Raw genomic sequence first — 17,264 nt, forward strand, 5'->3', positions numbered from 1 at the left:
GCGTGGCCGGACGCGCTAGGGAACAGCGTCAGAAGCTGTAGACCAGCGACGCGCGACTGGTCGTATCGGTCGAGACCGAGCCAATCGGAGGTTCGCTTTCGTACTGGACACTGTACGACAGCGCAGCGGAGAGCGGCCCGATCAGCTTTGCGTTGAGCGACGTCGTGCCGCTCAACGTACTGTTGTATCGCTGAATATAGGCCGATGCGACCTGGCTGACGGACAATCCGCTGAGGATGCGGATGCTGAAGTTCGCGGTGCCACGCGCGGCGATGCTGCTTTGCTCGGTATCGTCGGTGAATTCGGTATGACGATACGCTGGCCCGAGTTCGAGATCTAGCTTGGCACCCGCGGTCTTGATCACGCTGTACCCCGCACCGACGGATGTCGAATAGCGGTTGTAATAGCCCAGGAACCGGTCGCCTTCATACTGTCCGACGCCGTAGATATAGGCGCGATCGTCGACCTTGTAGTTGGGTTCGTACGACGCGAGGTAATGTTCGCGCGTCGTGATGTTGAGGTTCGACTGATAGTCGGCCTGTGCGTGGAACTTGTGGCGCCAGCGAAGACCTTCGCGGTTCAGATCGAGCACCGCGGTGCCTCCCGCGGTATCGGAATTCCCCGTCGTCAGGTACCCGCCGATCTCGGCCTTGCCGCTCCACAGGTCGAGGAAGCTGGCCTGGCGGATGACCTGCGTACGTTGTTCGGCGCGGTCGGCCTTCCACTTCTCGGCGATCGCCAGCACCGCATCGCCGCTGAGCGGATCGGCGGCGCGCGCATACTTGGCGATCGTGTTGACGTCCGCCTCGTTGCCCGCCTCCAGCGCCGCGTCGAGCATTGCGCGGATCGTCTCGGGGATCATCACCGATTGCGGATCGGGCGCGTTCGCCAGCAGCAGCGGGGCGAGGAGGAGAGGGGCTAAGCGGCGCACAGCCGTTCCGTAACGGCAGCGTAGCGAATTGGGAACCGTTCAGCGTGGCTCGGTTGCGCCGAGATGTGGCGCGAAGGCGGCGAGTACCTGTTCGTAGAGCGCCTTCTTGAACGGGACGATCAGCCGCGGAAGGTCGGCGGGATCGCTCCAGCGCCATGCGCGGAATTCCTCGTGGTCGGTGGCGATGTTCACGTCGGCGTCGGTGCCGAGGAAGCGGTACAGGAACCAGCGCTGCGTCTGGCCGCGCCATTTGCCCTTCCACACTTTCCCCAGCAACTCAGGGGGGAGGTCGTAGACGAATTCGCCGGGCGCTTCGGCGATCAGTTCGACCTTCTCGGGCATGACGCCGGTTTCCTCGCCAAGCTCGCGCAGTGCGGCGGCTTCGGCGTCCTCGCCGGGGTCGATCCCACCCTGCGGCATCTGCCACGCCTCCAGCGGCGAATCGTTGCGCTGGCCGACGAAGATCTTCCCCTCGGCGTTCATGAGCATGATGCCGGCGCAGGGACGGTAGGGCAGGGTCGAAACGTCAATCAAAATAATCTCCGCAACGCAGGGGCTTGGGGCTCGGGCAGCTTGGGGGTCGGCAGGCGCGCTCCTACCTACGGAGCATGATCCATGTCGTCCACCATCCTGACTATGTCACCCCGGCGCCGGCGCGCTCGACCTATCGCTGGAACAAGAACGGGCTGATCCGCGACCTGCTGCTCGAAAAGGGCGACGCGGTGGCGTGGCACCGCGCCGAGACTACGCCGACTGCTTGGCTGGAGGCGGTGCATGACGAGGACTACGTCGCCGAGGTGCTCCAAGCGGACGTGCCGAAGGAGAAGGAGCGGCGGATCGGCTTCCCGGTGACCGCGGCGGTGGCATCGCGTGCGGCGATCGTGCCGCACGGGACGTGGCTCGCGGCGTGCCTCGCGTTAGAACACGGGTTTGCGGCGAATACCGCGGGTGGTAGTCATCATGCGCTGGCCAATACCGGCGCGGGGTTCTGCGTGTTCAACGACCTCGCAGTGGCAGCGGCGCGGCTGATCGACGAAAGGCGGGTGGCGCGCGTCCTCGTCGTCGATTGCGATGTGCATCAGGGCGACGGGACCGCGGCGCTGCTGGCTGGGCGGCCGGAAATCGCGACCTACTCGATCCATGCGGAGAAGAATTTTCCGGTGCGGAAGGCGCGCTCGACGCTCGACGTGCCATTGCCGGACAAGGTCGGCGACGATGCGTATCTGGAGACGTTGGAGTCGACCCTTGTGCCGTTGCTCGACGAGTTCCGGCCGGAGTTGATCCTGTATCAGGCTGGGGTGGATCCGTTCGAGGGCGATCGGCTCGGGCGGTTGGCGCTGACCTTGGATGGCTTGGCCCGACGAGAACGGCTTGTCGCTAGCCTTGCGATTGCACGCGGCGTGCCGCTCGCGAGCACCGTGGGTGGTGGTTACGGCGAGGATGCACTCGCGATCGCCGAGCGGCACGTGGCGGCGATCATGACGCTGGGGGAAACTTTCGCAGCGGCGTGATGCTGGATCGCGGCTTGCTGCGTTGGGGATGCGATGACGACTCCCACGCTTCTCTGGCTGCGCCAGGACCTCCGCCTTCACGATCACCCCGCGCTGATCGCCGCCGCGCATGCTGGGCCGGTGATCCCGGTATACGTGCTCGACGACGACGCGCCGGGAAAGTGGAAGATGGGCGGCGCTCAGCGCTGGTGGCTGCACCACACGCTCAACTCGTTTGGCAAGTCGCTGGCGGACAGGGGCTCTAAGCTGGTCCTGCGACGCGGGGATGCGGTCGAGGTACTGATGGCGCTGATGGAAGAAACCGATGCCGAGCAGGTACACGCGATCCGGCATTACGAGCCGTGGTGGCGCAAGGCCGAGGCAGCGCTCGGTGATCGTTTGTGCCTGCATGACGGCAACCACCTTGCGCGTGTCGAGGATGTGAAGACGGGATCGGGCGGTCAGTTCAAGGTATATTCGTCGTTCTGGAAGGCGCTGAACCAGATGATGCCGCCGGGCGACCCCGAGCCTGCGCCGCGGACGATCCCGGCACCGTCTAAATGGCCGAAGAGCGAGACGCTCGCGGAGTGGGATCTGCTGCCGACCAAGCCGGACTGGTCGATCGGGTTCGGCGACTGGACGCCGGGCGAGGCGCAGGCGTTGAAGAACGCGAAGGCGATGGCGCCGATCGTCGAGGCGTATGACGTCGACCGCAACATGCCGTCGATCGAGGGCACCTCGCGCCTGTCCCCGCATCTGCATTTCGGCGAAATTTCGCCGCGTGCGGTGTGGCATGCGGTCGATGGTCACGGCGACGCGACTACGTTCCGCAAGGAACTCGCGTGGCGCGACTTCACCGATGGTGTCGTGCTGACGATGCCGGATTACGGCGATACGAACGGTCGGCCCAAATTCGACAAGCTCCTCTGGCGGGCGGGCGAGGACGCCGAGGCGGACCTGAAGGCGTGGCAGGAGGGGAAGACTGGCTATCCGATCGTCGATGCCGGGATGCGCCAGCTCTGGGCGACCGGGTGGATGCACAACCGCGTCCGGATGATCACGGCGAGCTTCCTGGTGAAGCATCTGCTGATCGACTGGCGCGAGGGCGAGCGCTGGTTCTGGGACTGTCTCGTCGATGCGGATTACGGGAATAATTCGGTGAACTGGCAGTGGGTTGCCGGGACCGGCGTGGATTCGAACATGTTCGGGCGGATCATGGCGCCGCTGACGCAGTCGGAAAAGTTCGATGCAGGCGACTATATTCGCGAGTGGGTGCCGGAACTGGCGAAGGTGACCGGCGAAGCGATCCATGATCCGGACGAGTCCGGCTGCCGGCCGAAGGCGTATCCGGCAAAGATCGTCGGCCACCGCGAAGGGCGGGAGCGGGCGCTCGAAGCGGGGCGGGACGCGCGGTAAGCCGTTGCCGCCGTCACAACCCCCGTCATCCTGACGAAAGTCAGGACCCAGGGTAACCTAGGGTGACGTTTGTGGCGCTGGGTCCTGACTTTCGTCAGGATGACGGTTTGGTAGGGGGGAGCGGCTAGCCCCATATCCGGGTGTTTGACGCCAGCCTCTTTCCTAGCCGCCGCCCGTGTTGCATGGAGCGCCGCGATGACTGCCGTTCCCGCATTCGATGATGTGCCCACCGCGCAAGGTTCCACGGTCGCGCGCCTCGTCGCGCCGGTGTTTCACCGTTTGCTCGACCGGATAGATGCAGGGCTGGAGAGCGGCGGCATAGACGCGCACTTGCCCGACGGTACGCGGCGGCTGATCGGCGGACGGGCTCCGGGACCTTTGCCCATCGTGACCGTGCACCGCTGGCGCGCGTTGGTGCGGCTCGCAACGGCGGGATCGGTCGGCTGGTACGAGGGCTGGGCGGCAGGCGACTGGTCGAGCCCCGATCCCGTCCCGCTATTCGACCTGTTCATGCGCAACCGCCGCTCGCTCGGGAGTTCGGCACGGTCAGGCGGTGTAGTGCGGCTGGCGGCGCGCACGTGGCACCGGATGCGGCGTAACAATCCGACCGGCTCGCGCAAGAACATTGCCGCGCATTACGACCTCGGCAACGACTTCTACGACAAGTGGCTCGATCCTAGCCTGACCTATTCGAGCGCGATTTTCGCCGAGCCGGTGGACGATGCCGAACCCCATGAGGCGGCGCAGGCGACCAAGCTGCGGGCGATTCTCGACCGGACTGGGGCGGGGGCGGGCGATACGATCCTGGAGATCGGATGCGGCTGGGGTTCGTTCGCCGAGATGGCGGCGCGCGCGGGGGTAGGCGTGCATGCGCTGACGCTGTCGGTCGAGCAGAAGCGCCAGGTCGACGAGCGGATCGCGGCGGCGGGGCTCGACGGGGTGCAGGTGGCGCTGACCGATTACCGCGACGTCACCGGTACCTATGATGCGGTCGCGAGCATCGAGATGGTGGAGGCGGTCGGCGAGGAATATTGGCCGGTTTATCTCGACGCGATCGCGCGTGCGTTGAAGCCGGGCGGGCGGGCTGCGTTGCAGTATATCTCGATCGACGATGCGATCTTCGACTCCTATTCGCGGAGTGTCGACTTCATCCAGCGCTACGTGTTTCCGGGCGGGATGCTCTTGTCCGAACCACGGTTTCGCGCGTTGGCCGAGACGCGCGGTTTGGCGTGGGAGGACAGGCACGGGTTCGGACTGCACTATGCCGAGACGTTGCGGCGGTGGCGGGTCGCGTTCGATGCGGCGGTCGCGGAGGGGCGGTTGCCGGCGCGGTTCGACGCGCGGTTCGTGGCGTTGTGGCGTTATTATCTGATGTATTGCGAGGGCGGGTTTCTTGGTGGTGGAATCGACGTCGCGCAGGTTACGCTGGTTAAGCGCTGACGTTTTCCTACGCACGTAGAAATTCAGGGTAACAAGGGTCGAGCTTGGTATCCTGGGCTCCTGCTTGCGCAGGAGAACGGTTAGCCGACTCGCTCGAAGTGACCGGCTTCAAAGCCTTCGATCGCCAGCGCGACGATGCGATCGGCCACGACTGTGGGGTCCTTGACCGAGTTTGGATCTTCGCCCGGATAGGCGCGTGCACGCATCTTGGTCCGCGTCGCGCCAGGATCGACGATCGCGGTGCGGATTGCGCTGATCTCGGCCATCTCGTCGCCATACGCACCGAGTAGCGTCTCGAATGCAGCCTTCGAAGCGCCGTAGAGGCCCCAATACGCGCGGGGCTTGCGGCCGACGCTGGAGGTCACGCCGATCACTCTGGCCGATTTGGCCTTCTTCAGCATCGTGTCGAACGCAGCGATCATGGCCGCCTGTGCGCTGACGTTGAGCGTGAGGACCTGCGCCATTTCCTTCGGATCGATTGCCGGGACCGACGACAGCGAGCCGAGCATGCCGGCGTTGAGCACCAGGATGTCGAGCGCGTCCCAGCGGTCGCCGATCGCGGTCGCCAAGCGCGCGATGGCTTCGCTCTCGGCAAGATCGAGGGGGGCGATCGTCGCCGAGCCACCAGCCGCGTGGATCGTCGCCTCGACCTCTTCGAGACCGCCGGGCGTTCGCGCCGTCAGGACGACGTGCGCGCCCTTCGCCGCCAGTGCGATCGCGGTTGCAGCGCCGATGCCGCGGCTGGCACCGGTGACCAGCGCCAGCCGGCCTTCGAGAGGCTTGTCCGTCATATCAGCTCCGCGAGTATCAGATGACGCGTTCGGCGAGCATCGCGAACTGGTCGACTTCCGAGCCTTCGTCATGGTCGGTCAGCGTCGTCGGATAGTCGCCGGTGAAGCACGCGTCGCAATATTTTGGGCGGACATCCGCGCGCTTCGCCTCGCCGAGTGCCTTGTAGAGCCCGTCGATCGAGATGAAGTTGAGGCTGTCGGCGTGAATGAAGCCGGTCATGCCGCCCAGATCGAGCTTGGCCGCGAGCAGCTTCTCGCGCTCGGGCGTGTCGACGCCGTAGAAGCACGAGTGCCGCGTCGGTGGGCTGGCGATCCGCATGTGCACTTCGGCAGCGCCTGCCTCGCGCATCATCTCGACGATCTTGAGCGAGGTGGTGCCGCGGACGATCGAATCGTCGACGAGGATGACCCGCTTGCCCTTGATCAGCGCGCGGTTGGCGTTGTGCTTCAGCTTCACGCCGAGGTGGCGGACCTTGTCGCCCGGCGAGATGAATGTACGGCCGACATAGTGCGAGCGGATGATGCCAAGCTCGAACGGGATGCCCGACTGCTGCGCATAGCCGATCGCCGCGGGCGTGCCCGAATCGGGAACCGGGATGACGAGGTCGGCATCGACCGGCGATTCGATCGCGAGCTGCGCGCCGATCGCCTTCCGCACCGAATAGATCGAGTGATCGTCGACGATCGAATCGGGGCGCGAGAAATACACCCATTCGAAGATGCACGGCCGCGCCGCCATCGGTGCGAACGGGCGAATCGAGCGGATCTCGGAGCCCTGGACGATGACCAGCTCGCCCGGCTCGATCGCGCGGACGAAGGTGGCACCGACGACGTCGAGCGCGACCGTCTCGGACGCGAAGATCACCGCGTCGCCGAGCTTGCCCATGACGAGCGGCCGGATGCCGAGCGGATCGCGGCAGGCGATCATGCCCTCTGGCGTCATCACGATCAGCGAATACGCGCCCTCGATCTGCTTCAGCGCATCGATGAAGCGATCGAGCAGCGTGCGGTAGTTCGACGTCGCGACGAGGTGAATGATCGTCTCGGTATCGCTGGTCGACTGGAAGATCGACCCGCGCCGGACGAGCTCGCGACGCAAGCGCATGGCGTTCGAGATGTTGCCGTTATGCGCGATCGCGAAGCCGCCGGTCGACAGCTCGGCATAGAGCGGCTGGACGTTGCGCAGCGCGGTCTCGCCGGTCGTCGAATAGCGGACATGGCCGCAGGCGACGGTGCCCGGCAGCGAGCGGATAACGTCGTCGCGGTCGAAGTTCCCGGCGACATGGCCCATCGCGCGATGCGTGTGGAAATGCGCGCCGTCGAAGGTCGTGATGCCGGCGGCTTCCTGGCCGCGGTGCTGCAACGCGTGCAGCCCAAGGGCTACGAGCGCGGCTGCGCCATCGGTGGCCGAAACGCCAAACACCCCGCATTCTTCGCGGAGTTTGTCGTCATCATAAGGGTTTGTCGTCAGCATGCCGGTTCTCACGTCGTGCGGAAGCTGCCCTATACGAGCGGATCGCCGGCTTGTCGCCTGTTTGTAATAACATTGCGCGCTGCTGGTCGCATCGGGCCGGCTTTTGGGTATATCCAGGCCATGACACACAGCCGCGACACGGGCCTGACGCTCGATCCGAAATTCGATTCCGCCGGGCTCCTGACCGCGGTCGTCACCGATCGCGTATCGGGCGACGTGCTGATGGTCGCGCACATGAACGCCGAGGCGCTGGCGGAAACTCAGGCGACCGGCGAGGCGCATTTCTGGTCGCGCAGTCGAGAGAAGCTCTGGAAGAAGGGCGAGACGTCGGGGAACGTCCTGCGCGTCGCCGAGCTTCGGATCGATTGCGATCAGGATGCGGTGTGGGTGATCGCGGACCCGGCGGGGCCAGCGTGCCATACCGGCGAGCGTACCTGCTTCTTCCGGCGGATCGAAGGGGGCAAGTTGGTGCCGGCCGAATGAAGCGGGTGCTGTTGCTCGCGCTCATGCTCGGCGGGTGTGGGCGGGAGCCGACGACTGCGGTGGCGGACAGCGCGGGAGCTCGGCTCGAGTCTGCGGCGGAGACGGCGGGGATCGTGCCCGACCCGAATGCGCCGCTAGAAGGATCATGGGCGCGCGATACAGACCGGGTCTGCGTTGTCGGCACTGAGAAGACCGCACTGATCGGCGTCAGCGTCGACTATGGCGAGGATCAGGCGTGCGCCGGATCGGGGACCGTGGAGCGCTCGGGCGATGCGCTGAAACTCGCGTTCGGCGCCTGCAAGTTCGACGCGCGCTTCGACGGCGATCGGATCGTGTTTCCCGCCGAAGTCCCGGAAGCCTGCGAGACGCTCTGCACAGGTCGCGCCTCGCTCGCGGCACTGACCGTCGACCGCTTGAGCGAATCGCGATCGGAGGCGGCGACGCTACGGTCGACGAAGGGAAAGTTGCTTTGCGGCAATTGACGTTGACGTAAACGAGAGTTATTTCTCCGGGGATGGCGACACAAGCATCCCCTCGATTGCAGGCGACCCCGCAATCCTACGCGGTGATCGAGCCGCGGCATGATCGCGAGAGCTTCACGATCTCCGACCTCTCCGCCGAGTTCGACGTCACCGCGCGAGCGCTCCGTTTCTACGAGGACGAGGGCCTGATCGCGCCCGAGCGTCGCGGCACGCAGCGCATCTATTCGCACCGCGACCGCGCGCGTCTCGCCTGGATCCTGCGCGGCAAGCGCGTCGGGTTCAGCCTAGGCGAGATCCGCGAAATGATCGACCTCTACGATCTCGGCGATGGCCGCCGCGCGCAGCGCCAGGTCGTGATCGAGCGCAGCCAGGCCCGGATCGCACTGCTGACCGCGCAGAAGCGCGACATCGATCTCGCTATCGACGAACTCACCAGTTTCGTGGCCCTCCTCGAAGTGAGCCGCGCCCAGGACAACCAAGGATAAACCATGCCCCAGTATACGCCCCCCGTCCGCGACACGCGTTTCGTCCTCGAGCATGTCGTCGGTCTCGATCGCTACAATAACCTCCCCGGCTTCGATGCGGCCTCGCCCGACGTCGTCGACGCAGTGCTTGAGGAAGGCGGAAAGTTCGTCGCCGAAGTGCTGTTCCCGCTCAACCTGTCGGGCGACCAGCAGGGCTGCACGCGGCACGAGGACGGCTCGGTGACGACGCCGGACGGCTTCAAGGAAGCGTATAAGCAGTATGTCGAGAGCGGCTGGGCGACGCTCGGCAACCAGCCTGAATATGGCGGGCAGGGGATGCCGCACGTCGTGTCGACTGCGTTTCAGGAATACATGATCTCGTCGAACATGGCGTTCGCAATGTATCCCGGCCTGACGCACGGCGCGATCGCCGCGCTGATCGCCAAGGGCTCCGACGCGCAGAAGGCGATGTACGTGCCGAAGATGGTGTCGGGCGAATGGGGCGGGACGATGAACCTGACCGAGCCGCAGTGCGGCACCGATCTGGGTCTGATCCGCACCAAGGCCGAGCCGCAGGCGGACGGTTCGTACGCGATCACCGGTACGAAGATCTTCATCTCCTCGGGCGAGCATGACCTGACCGAGAACATCATTCACCTCGTGCTGGCCAAGACGCCGGGCGCGCCGGACAGCTCGAAGGGCATATCGCTGTTCGTCGTGCCGAAGTTCCTCGTCGAGGAAGACGGTTCGCTGGGCGCGCGCAACGGCGTCACCTGTGGCTCGATCGAGCACAAGATGGGCATCCACGCGAACTCGACCTGCGTGATGAACTATGATTCGGCGACCGGCTGGCTCGTCGGCGAGGAGATGAAGGGCCTCGCGGCGATGTTCATCATGATGAACGCCGCGCGTCTCGGCGTCGGCCTCCAGGGGCTTGGCGTGGCGGAAGTCGCCTACCAGAACGCCGTCCAGTACGCGCAGGACCGTCGCCAGGGTCGCGCGCTGACCGGGCCGAAGGAGCCGCAGGAGAAGGCGGACACGCTGTTCGTCCATCCCGACATCCGCCGCATGCTGATGGAGGGCAAGTCGCTGACCGAGGGCCTGCGCGCGCTGATCCTCTGGACTGCGCTCCAGGCCGATCTCGAGCATCATGCCGAGACCGAGGAAGAGCGCCAGCTCGCAGGCGACATCATCAGCCTGCTGACCCCGGTCATCAAGGGCTATGGCACCGACATGGGCTATGCGATCGCGACCAACGCGCAGCAGGTCTATGGCGGCCACGGCTACATCGCCGAATGGGGCATGGAGCAGTATGTCCGCGATGCCCGGATCGCGATGATCTACGAGGGCACCAACGGCGTGCAGGCGATGGATCTGGTCGGGCGCAAGCTCGCGCAGAATGGCGGGCGCGGCATCCAGGCATTCTTCAAGCTGGTGGCGGACGACGTCGCTGCGGCTAAGGGCGATCCGGCAACCGCGACGTTTGCCGAGGCGCTTGAGAAGGCCAACGGCCAGCTTCAGGCGGCGACGATGTGGTTCATGGCGAACGGCATGAAGAACCCCGAGAACGTCGGCGCGGGCGCGGTCAGCTACATGCACCTGATGGGCATCGTCGCGGTCGGTACGATGTGGCTGCGGATGGCGGTCGCTGCGACGAAGTTGAAGGCGGCGGGCGAGGGCGAGGCTGCGTTCCTCGACGCCAAGCTGGTGACCGCGCGCTTCTATGCCGAGCGGATCCTGCCGGATGCGGGCGCGCTGCGTCGCAAGATCGAGGGTGGGGCAGAGTCGCTGATGGCGCTGCCGCCCGAGATGTTCATGGCCGCCTGATTGGCGTTGGACTCCATCTCTTCCCCTCTGTGGAGGAGGGGAAGAGATGCGCTACTTCGTGATCGGTGCGGCCGACGCGGGGGTTGCCGTCACGGGCGGCGGAGCGGGGATCGGTTTCCGCCGAACACCGTTTAGTTCAACCGCCGCGGCAGGCGCGTTCGGCGCGACAGCGGCTGGCGGCGGCACGGCGGTCATCGTCGCTCGCGCTACCATGCACTGGGTCGGATCGGCGCGCTTGAACTGGCGGCAGTTCCACAGCGACCGTTCGTAGTTGCTCGATCGATCGCGCAGGTAACTAAAGCTCAGCGCGGCGGTCTGGGCCGGTTCCAGCGGGATCGCGGTCGCCATCTTCGTGCCGTCGGTCCACGCCATGTAGCGGCAGAAGGGCTTGTCGCCGCACGCCTGTGCCGCGAGCGTCGTCAGGCCGTCGGCGCTCTGGTTGCGCGGCAACGTCACGAAGATGGTATCGCCATCGATCGGCGTTGCCGGCGCTGATGTAGCTTCAGTCGCCATTCCGAACCCGAGGGCGATCGATGCCTCCGCCAATGCCGCGTCCGCCTCTTCCATCGCCGCGCCCGTCTTGTGCGCGTCGGACAGGTCCGCAAGTTGCGCGACCACCGGTTCGACGGTTTCGGGATGACGCCCGAACGCGGGAGGCGTGCCCCACCAACCGGACCACCGGAAGAATAGATGCGTGTTGACCGCGGTGATCTTGTCCAGGCTCGACTGCCAATAGGGCACGACCCAGTCGGTATGGTAATGCGTGGCATAGCCGACCTGCGCGAACACCGCCCCGGATAGCGACGCGGCGGCGACTTCGCGTGCGCGGCGCCAGGCGTCGTCGGTCGGATGCCAGCGCGTGAGCGCGCCGTCGCAGCTGAAGCTGAACTGGCAGCCAGTCGAACGGTCCTGCCCTTCGAACACGACTCCGCACACCGTCTTCGGGAAGGCCGGGTGGCGCAGGCGGTTGAGCACGACCTGCGCAACTGCGCGCTCGCCGAGCGTGTCGTCGCCGGCCTCGTAGAGGATACCCGCCGCCATGCAGTCGGTCGCGCGCGCCAGATCGTCCGGGCCGCCAGCAAAGCGAAACGGCCGCGCCGCCGGGTTGGGATCGGTCGAGAACGGCACGGTCGCGTTGAACGCGCGGGCGTCTTCGGGGCTGAGATCGACGAACTTGACCGGCTCGACCTCGGGCACTTCGGCTTGCGGCACGACCCGACCGGGCGGGAGCTTCACCCGCTTCGATACGTGGACAATCGTCGGCGCGTTGGCGACGACCAGCGCAGGCCCGACGATCGCCAGCGCGGAAATGCCGACGAGGGTGGCGCGCAGCACGTTGGTGCCGCGCGCGGAGAGATCGGTCTTCACTGTTCGGGCAGGAAGTCCGGGACCGACAGATAGCGCTCGCCGGTGTCGTAGTTGAACCCGAGAACCCGAACGTTGTCAGGCAGATCGGGAAGCTTCTGAAGGATCGCTGCAAGCGTCGCGCCCGAGCTGATGCCGACCAGCATGCCCTCTTCGGTCGCCGATCGACGCGCCATGTCCTTCGCTACCGCGGCGTCGACCTCGATCACGCCGTCGAGCGCCTGGGTGTGCAGGTTGACCGGGATGAAGCCGGCGCCGATGCCCTGGATCGGGTGCGGGCCGGGCTGGCCGCCGGCGATGACCGGAGAGGCGGCGGGCTCAACCGCGTAGACCTTGAGCGACGGCCATTCCTTCTTCAGCGCCTCGGCGACGCCGGTAATGTGGCCGCCGGTGCCGACGCCGGTGATGATCACGTCGATCGGCGTGTCACGGAAGTCGGCGAGGATTTCCTGCGCGGTCGTAGCGACATGCACGGCGATGTTCGCAGGGTTTTCGAACTGCTGCGGCATCCACGAGCCGGGCGTCTGCTCGACCAGTTCCTTCGCACGCTCGATCGCGCCCTTCATGCCCTTCTCGCGCGGAGTCAGGTCGAACGTCGCCCCGTATGCGAGCATCAGGCGGCGGCGTTCGATCGACATGCTCTCGGGCATGACGAGGACGATCTTGTACCCCTTCACCGCGGCGACCAGCGCGAGGCCGATGCCGGTGTTGCCGCTGGTCGGCTCGATGATCGTGCCGCCGGGCTGGAGATGGCCGTCCTTCTCGGCCGCCTCGATCATCGCAAGCGCGATGCGGTCCTTGATCGAGCCGCCTGGGTTCGAGCGCTCGGACTTCACCCAGACTTCGGATTCGGGGAACAGCTTCGACAGGCGGACGTGCGGCGTGTTGCCGATCGTATCGAGGATCGAGTTGGCCTTCATGGCTTGGCTTCTCCGTGCTGAGGTTCGGTCTCGAGAATTTCTGGGGGATCAAAGGTTTTCGCGCGCCCAAGTTCCGGGAACAGCCGCGCCCAGCCGATCGTGATCGCAATAGCACCGACGCCGCCGAACACCACTGCGCCGACGGGACCGAGGAGTGAGGCCATCACGCCGCTCTCGAATTCACCGAGTTCGTTCGAGGCCGAGATGGTGAGCTGCGACACCGCACTGACGCGGCCGCGCATCGCGTCAGGGGTGTGCAGCTGGATCAGCGACTGGCGGACATAGACCGAGATCATGTCCGCGCCACCCGCGACGATTAGCGCGACGAGGCTGAGGACGAAGGCGGGCTGGACGGGGATGCCGGCGATGGTGCCGGGCGCGATGCCGAGCAGGGTCACGATCGGCGTGGCGACGCCGAAGGTGAGAATCGCGAGGCCGAACACGACGACGGCGATCAGCATCTTCACGCCGACATTGGTGCTCATCGGGCGGAACGAGAACCAGATCGCGGTCACGGCCGCGCCGATGCCCATGCCCGCGGCGAGCACGCCGAGCCCTTGCGAGCCGACGTGTAGAATGTCGCGCGAATAGACCGGGAGCAGCGATGTCGCGCCGGCCAACAGCACCGCGAACAGGTCGAGCGTGATGGTCGCGAGGACGAGCCGGTTGCGCCGGACATAGGTGAAACCCTCGATGATCCGGGCGAGGGGGCGGTGATCGGTCTGCGCGGCGGGCTGCGGCACCGGGCCGATCAGGAACATGAAGAAGAGCGCGACGACGAAGAGGATCGTCGCGACTCCGTAGGCGACCTCCGGATGGATCGCGTAGAGAAGGCCACCGACGCTGGGGCCCGCGATCGTGCCGACCTGCCAGGCGATCGAACTGATCGCGATCGCGGTCGGGAGGACGGCGCGGGGGACGAGGTTGGGGGCGAGCGCGGAATAGGCTGGGCCGGAGAAGGCTCGGGCGACGCCGAACGCCACTGCGGCCACGAATAGCACGCCGAGCGTGAGGTGGCCGGTCCAGGTCAGCAGCCACAGGGTCGCGGCGGTGAGTACCAGCAGAGCCGTCGTACCGCGGACGATCCAGCGGCGGTCGAAGCTGTCTGCGACGAGGCCGGTAATAGGGGTGAGCAGGAACAACGGCACGAACTGCGCGAACCCGATCATCCCGAGCATGAAGGCGGCCTGGCGGATGTCCATCGTCTCGCGGGCGATGTTGTAGACCTGCCACCCGATCACGATCGACATCGCGCTGACGGCGATCGTGCCGGTGAAGCGGGACAGCCAATAGGCGCGGAAATTGGCGATCCGTAAGGGATGCTGGTGGGGGTCTGTGATGGGAGCCATTGCGGTTGGCTTTAGGCTTGGGTGAACGGGCAGGGCAACCGGAGCTTTGCTTGGGGTGAGGATAGAGGACTGGCGGAACCGTCCCCACCTTCACGCCGTCATCCTGACGAAAGTCAGGACCCAGGGTAACGAAACGCTGCCCTTAGTAATCCTGGGTCCTGACTTTCGTCAGGATGACGGAAGGGGAGTGATAACGAACGGGGAGCGAAACTCAGACCCTCCGACCCCATCCCACACCTCCCAAACCGACATACCCCAGACGGGAATTGATGTTCCGCCCCGTCCGCGCCTATAGGCTGCCTCAACTCCCCTACGGAAAACGAGGTTTCCCACATCGTGGCCAAAGCCCCCCCAGCACGCGCAATCGCCGAACCGCCGGTTACGAATCGCGAACGACCGGCAGAACCAAAGCCGTACGAAGCCAACAAGGACGAACTGCTCGAAATGTATCGGCAGATGCTGCTGATCCGCCGTTTCGAGGAAAAAGCGGGCCAGCTCTATGGCTTGGGCCTGATCGGTGGCTTTTGCCATCTCTATATCGGCCAGGAAGCGGTCGCTGTCGGCCTTCAGTCCGCGCTGAACGGCGAGACCGATTCGGTGATCACCGGCTACCGCGATCACGGCCACATGCTCGCCTACGGTATCGATCCGAAGGTGATCATGGCCGAGCTGACCGGCCGCAATTCGGGGATCTCGAAGGGCAAGGGCGGGTCGATGCACATGTTCTCGACCGAGCATAAATTCTACGGCGGCCACGGCATCGTCGGTGCGCAGGTGTCGCTTGGCACCGGCCTCGCGTTCAAGCATAAATACTCGAACGACGGCGGCATCTGCATGGCCTATTTCGGCGATGGCGCCGCGAACCAGGGCCAGGTGTACGAGAGCTTCAACATGGCCGAGCTGTGGAAGCTCCCGATCATCTTCGTGATCGAGAACAACCAGTATGCGATGGGCACGAGCGTCAATCGCGCCTCCGCCGAGGACCAGCTGTATCGCCGCGGCGAGAGCTTCCGCATCCCCGGCATCCAGGTCGACGGCATGGACGTGCTCGCCTGTCGCGGTGCCGCCGAGGAAGCGCTGGCGTGGGTCCGCGCGGGCAAGGGTCCGGTCATCCTCGAAATGAAGACGTACCGTTACCGCGGCCACTCGATGTCCGATCCGGCCAAGTACCGCACGCGTGACGAGGTCCAGGCGGTCCGCGACAAGTCCGATCCGATCGATCACATGAAGAAGCTGCTCGACGCGCAGGGCGTGACCGAGGCGGACCTCAAGTCCCTTGAACAGGAAATCAGGAAAATCGTGAACGAAGCCGCCGATTTCGCCGAGCAGACTCCGGAGCCGGATGCTGCCGAGCTCTACACCGACGTTCTGGTGGAGAAGTACTGATGGCGATCGAGATCAAGATGCCCGCGCTCTCCCCGACGATGGAAGAGGGCACGCTGGCCAAGTGGCTCGTCAAGGAAGGCGACAGCGTCAAGTCGGGCGACATCCTCGCCGAGATCGAGACCGACAAGGCGACGATGGAGTTCGAGGCGATCGACGAAGGCACGATCGGCTCGATCAGCGTGCCTGAGGGCACCGACAATGTGAAGGTCGGCACCGTCATCGCAACGATCCTCGAAGAGGGCGAGAGCGCGAGCGACGCCAAGCCGGCCGAGACGCGCGCCGGCGATGCGGCCAACGCCGCGCCGAAGGAAACGCCGTCGGACGACAAGGCACCGCCGGTTCCCGAAGGTGCGTCGCCCGCCAAGGCCGAGAGCGGCACGCAGCAGCTCGTCGCGTCGGCGGAGAAGGTCGGCATCTCCGACCCGGCGATCCCCGAGGGCACCGAGATGGTCAAGACGACCGTTCGCGAAGCCCTGCGCGACGCGATGGCCGAGGAAATGCGCGAGGACGACCGCGTCTTCGTGATGGGCGAGGAAGTCGCGCAGTATCAGGGTGCGTACAAGGTCACGCAGGGGCTGCTCGACGAGTTCGGCGATCGTCGCGTGATCGACACGCCGATCACCGAATACGGCTTTGCCGGCATCGGTGCAGGTGCGGCGATGGGTGGTCTTCGCCCGATCGTCGAGTTCATGACCTTCAACTTCGCGTTGCAGGCGATCGACCACATCATCAACTCGGCCGCCAAGACCAACTACATGTCGGGTGGGCAGATGCGCTGCCCGATCGTGTTCCGTGGTCCCAACGGCGCGGCGTCGCGCGTGGGTGCGCAGCATTCGCATAACTTCGCGGCGTGGTATGCGAGCGTCCCCGGCCTGATCGTGATCGCGCCGTATGACGCGGCGGACGCGAAGGGCCTGCTCAAGGCCGCGATCCGCACCGAGGATCCCGTCGTGTTCCTTGAGAACGAACTGATGTACGGCCGCAGCTTCGACGTCCCCAAGCTCGACAACCACGTCCTGCCGATCGGCAAGGCGCGGATCGTCCGCGAGGGCAAGGACGTGACGATCGTCAGCTACTCGATCGGCGTCGGCATTTCGCTCGAAGCCGCCGAGAAGCTTGCCGAAGAGGGCATCGACGCGGAGGTCATCGACCTGCGCACGCTGCGCCCGCTCGACACCGAGACGGTGCTGAAGAGCCTCGCCAAGACCAACCGCATGATCATCGTCGAGGAAAATTGGGCAACCTGCTCGATCGCCTCGGAGATCGTGTCGGTGGTGATGGAGCACGGCTTCGACGACCTCGACGCGCCGGTGCTGCGCGTGACGAACGAAGACGTGCCGATGCCCTACGCGGCAAACCTCGAAAAGCTGATGCTGGTCGATGTCGCGAAGGTCGTGAAGGCCGTGAAGAAGGTTACCTACAAGTAATCGGCTGGTTGCGGTATCG

Annotated in this window: 16 protein-coding genes; 9 read left to right on the top strand and 7 right to left on the bottom strand. The window is 65.4% G+C overall.

Features of this window, described 5'->3' with window-relative positions; all coding sequences use genetic code 11:
• Positions 1 to 28 precede the first annotated feature (28 nt).
• Together O6W96_RS02585 and O6W96_RS02590 are read right to left on the bottom strand one after the other, a co-directional pair.
• Positions 29 to 931 (bottom strand): DUF481 domain-containing protein, encoded by a 903-nt coding sequence (locus O6W96_RS02585; protein ID WP_353468105.1) that lies wholly within the window; start codon positions 929 to 931, stop codon positions 29 to 31.
• A 39-nt stretch (positions 932 to 970) separates the two neighbouring features.
• On the bottom strand, positions 971 to 1,465 hold the full coding sequence (locus O6W96_RS02590; protein WP_353468106.1) for an RNA pyrophosphohydrolase: 495 nt from the start codon (positions 1,463 to 1,465) through the stop codon (positions 971 to 973).
• A gap of 74 nt (positions 1,466 to 1,539) precedes the next feature.
• On the opposite strand from O6W96_RS02590, the gene O6W96_RS02595 reads away from it, so the two are divergent.
• The 3 genes from O6W96_RS02595 (at position 1,540) to O6W96_RS02605 (ending at position 5,277) form a co-directional block, all read left to right on the top strand.
• Positions 1,540 to 2,442, top strand: coding sequence for a histone deacetylase family protein (locus O6W96_RS02595; protein ID WP_353468107.1), 903 nt, complete (start codon positions 1,540 to 1,542; stop codon positions 2,440 to 2,442).
• 33 nt (positions 2,443 to 2,475) lie between these two features.
• Positions 2,476 to 3,837, top strand: coding sequence for a cryptochrome/photolyase family protein (locus tag O6W96_RS02600; RefSeq protein WP_353468108.1), 1,362 nt, complete (start codon positions 2,476 to 2,478; stop codon positions 3,835 to 3,837).
• Positions 3,838 to 4,032: 195 nt separating this feature from the next.
• Positions 4,033 to 5,277, top strand: a complete 1,245-nt coding sequence (locus O6W96_RS02605; protein WP_353468109.1) for a cyclopropane-fatty-acyl-phospholipid synthase family protein — start codon at positions 4,033 to 4,035, stop codon at positions 5,275 to 5,277.
• Positions 5,278 to 5,357: 80 nt separating this feature from the next.
• Here the strand turns inward: O6W96_RS02605 and O6W96_RS02610 are convergent, their stop codons facing one another.
• Both O6W96_RS02610 and purF read right to left on the bottom strand, forming a co-directional pair.
• Entirely contained in the window at positions 5,358 to 6,068 is a 711-nt protein-coding gene (locus O6W96_RS02610; RefSeq protein WP_353468110.1) for an SDR family NAD(P)-dependent oxidoreductase, read from the bottom strand.
• 16 nt (positions 6,069 to 6,084) lie between these two features.
• Positions 6,085 to 7,542: an amidophosphoribosyltransferase gene (gene purF / locus O6W96_RS02615; protein ID WP_056058607.1), complete on the bottom strand. Its 1,458-nt coding sequence runs from the start codon at positions 7,540 to 7,542 to the stop codon at positions 6,085 to 6,087.
• 120 nt (positions 7,543 to 7,662) lie between these two features.
• On the opposite strand from purF, the gene hisI reads away from it, so the two are divergent.
• From hisI to O6W96_RS02635, 4 genes are read left to right on the top strand one after another with little or no spacing between them, the layout of a single operon-like run.
• The gene (gene hisI, locus O6W96_RS02620; protein WP_133019667.1) at positions 7,663 to 8,025 is read left to right on the top strand and encodes a phosphoribosyl-AMP cyclohydrolase; all 363 of its coding nucleotides are present in this window, start codon (positions 7,663 to 7,665) and stop codon (positions 8,023 to 8,025) included.
• Positions 8,022 to 8,507, top strand: coding sequence for a hypothetical protein (locus O6W96_RS02625; protein WP_353468111.1), 486 nt, complete (start codon positions 8,022 to 8,024; stop codon positions 8,505 to 8,507). The genes hisI and O6W96_RS02625 overlap by 4 nt, the downstream gene beginning before the upstream one ends.
• A gap of 32 nt (positions 8,508 to 8,539) precedes the next feature.
• Positions 8,540 to 8,992 (top strand): MerR family transcriptional regulator, encoded by a 453-nt coding sequence (locus tag O6W96_RS02630; RefSeq protein ID WP_056049049.1) that lies wholly within the window; start codon positions 8,540 to 8,542, stop codon positions 8,990 to 8,992.
• A gap of 3 nt (positions 8,993 to 8,995) precedes the next feature.
• Positions 8,996 to 10,798, top strand: coding sequence for an acyl-CoA dehydrogenase C-terminal domain-containing protein (locus O6W96_RS02635; protein ID WP_353468112.1), 1,803 nt, complete (start codon positions 8,996 to 8,998; stop codon positions 10,796 to 10,798).
• 51 nt (positions 10,799 to 10,849) lie between these two features.
• On the opposite strand, the gene O6W96_RS02640 is transcribed toward O6W96_RS02635, so the two are convergent.
• The 3 genes from O6W96_RS02640 to O6W96_RS02650 are packed head-to-tail and all read right to left on the bottom strand — an operon-like array spanning position 10,850 to position 14,432.
• Positions 10,850 to 12,166, bottom strand: a complete 1,317-nt coding sequence (locus tag O6W96_RS02640) for a cell wall hydrolase (protein WP_353468113.1) — start codon at positions 12,164 to 12,166, stop codon at positions 10,850 to 10,852.
• Positions 12,163 to 13,083, bottom strand: a complete 921-nt coding sequence (gene cysK, locus O6W96_RS02645; RefSeq protein ID WP_056048760.1) for a cysteine synthase A — start codon at positions 13,081 to 13,083, stop codon at positions 12,163 to 12,165. Before cysK ends, O6W96_RS02640 begins: the two co-directional genes overlap by 4 nt.
• Complete coding sequence (locus O6W96_RS02650) at positions 13,080 to 14,432, bottom strand: MFS transporter (RefSeq protein ID WP_353468114.1); 1,353 nt, start codon at positions 14,430 to 14,432, stop codon at positions 13,080 to 13,082. The genes cysK and O6W96_RS02650 overlap by 4 nt, the downstream gene beginning before the upstream one ends.
• A 336-nt stretch (positions 14,433 to 14,768) precedes the next feature.
• On the opposite strand from O6W96_RS02650, the gene pdhA reads away from it, so the two are divergent.
• A complete protein-coding gene (pdhA, locus tag O6W96_RS02655; RefSeq protein ID WP_353468115.1) occupies positions 14,769 to 15,818 on the top strand; it encodes a pyruvate dehydrogenase (acetyl-transferring) E1 component subunit alpha in 1,050 nt (349 codons plus the stop codon).
• Entirely contained in the window at positions 15,818 to 17,245 is a 1,428-nt protein-coding gene (locus O6W96_RS02660) for a pyruvate dehydrogenase complex E1 component subunit beta (RefSeq protein ID WP_353468116.1), read from the top strand. Before pdhA ends, O6W96_RS02660 begins: the two co-directional genes overlap by 1 nt.
• Positions 17,246 to 17,264 lie beyond the last annotated feature (19 nt).

Origin of the sequence: Sphingomonas faeni (assembly GCF_040407495.1) — a bacterium.
Taxonomy (GTDB): Bacteria; Pseudomonadota; Alphaproteobacteria; order Sphingomonadales; family Sphingomonadaceae; genus Sphingomonas; species Sphingomonas faeni_D.

Excerpts from the sequence above, each read along its gene's own strand:
- O6W96_RS02595 (WP_353468107.1), top strand. The coding sequence starts at position 1,540 with ATGATCCATGTCGTCCACCATCCTGACTATGTCACCCCGGCGCCGGCG.
- O6W96_RS02600 (WP_353468108.1), top strand. The coding sequence starts at position 2,476 with ATGACGACTCCCACGCTTCTCTGGCTGCGCCAGGACCTCCGCCTTCAC.
- O6W96_RS02605 (WP_353468109.1), top strand. The coding sequence starts at position 4,033 with ATGACTGCCGTTCCCGCATTCGATGATGTGCCCACCGCGCAAGGTTCC.
- O6W96_RS02610 (WP_353468110.1), bottom strand. The coding sequence starts at position 6,068 with ATGACGGACAAGCCTCTCGAAGGCCGGCTGGCGCTGGTCACCGGTGCC.
- purF (WP_056058607.1), bottom strand. The coding sequence starts at position 7,542 with ATGCTGACGACAAACCCTTATGATGACGACAAACTCCGCGAAGAATGC.
- hisI (WP_133019667.1), top strand. The coding sequence starts at position 7,663 with ATGACACACAGCCGCGACACGGGCCTGACGCTCGATCCGAAATTCGAT.
- O6W96_RS02625 (WP_353468111.1), top strand. The coding sequence starts at position 8,022 with ATGAAGCGGGTGCTGTTGCTCGCGCTCATGCTCGGCGGGTGTGGGCGG.
- O6W96_RS02630 (WP_056049049.1), top strand. The coding sequence starts at position 8,540 with ATGGCGACACAAGCATCCCCTCGATTGCAGGCGACCCCGCAATCCTAC.
- O6W96_RS02635 (WP_353468112.1), top strand. The coding sequence starts at position 8,996 with ATGCCCCAGTATACGCCCCCCGTCCGCGACACGCGTTTCGTCCTCGAG.
- cysK (WP_056048760.1), bottom strand. The coding sequence starts at position 13,083 with ATGAAGGCCAACTCGATCCTCGATACGATCGGCAACACGCCGCACGTC.
- O6W96_RS02650 (WP_353468114.1), bottom strand. The coding sequence starts at position 14,432 with ATGGCTCCCATCACAGACCCCCACCAGCATCCCTTACGGATCGCCAAT.
- O6W96_RS02660 (WP_353468116.1), top strand. The coding sequence starts at position 15,818 with ATGGCGATCGAGATCAAGATGCCCGCGCTCTCCCCGACGATGGAAGAG.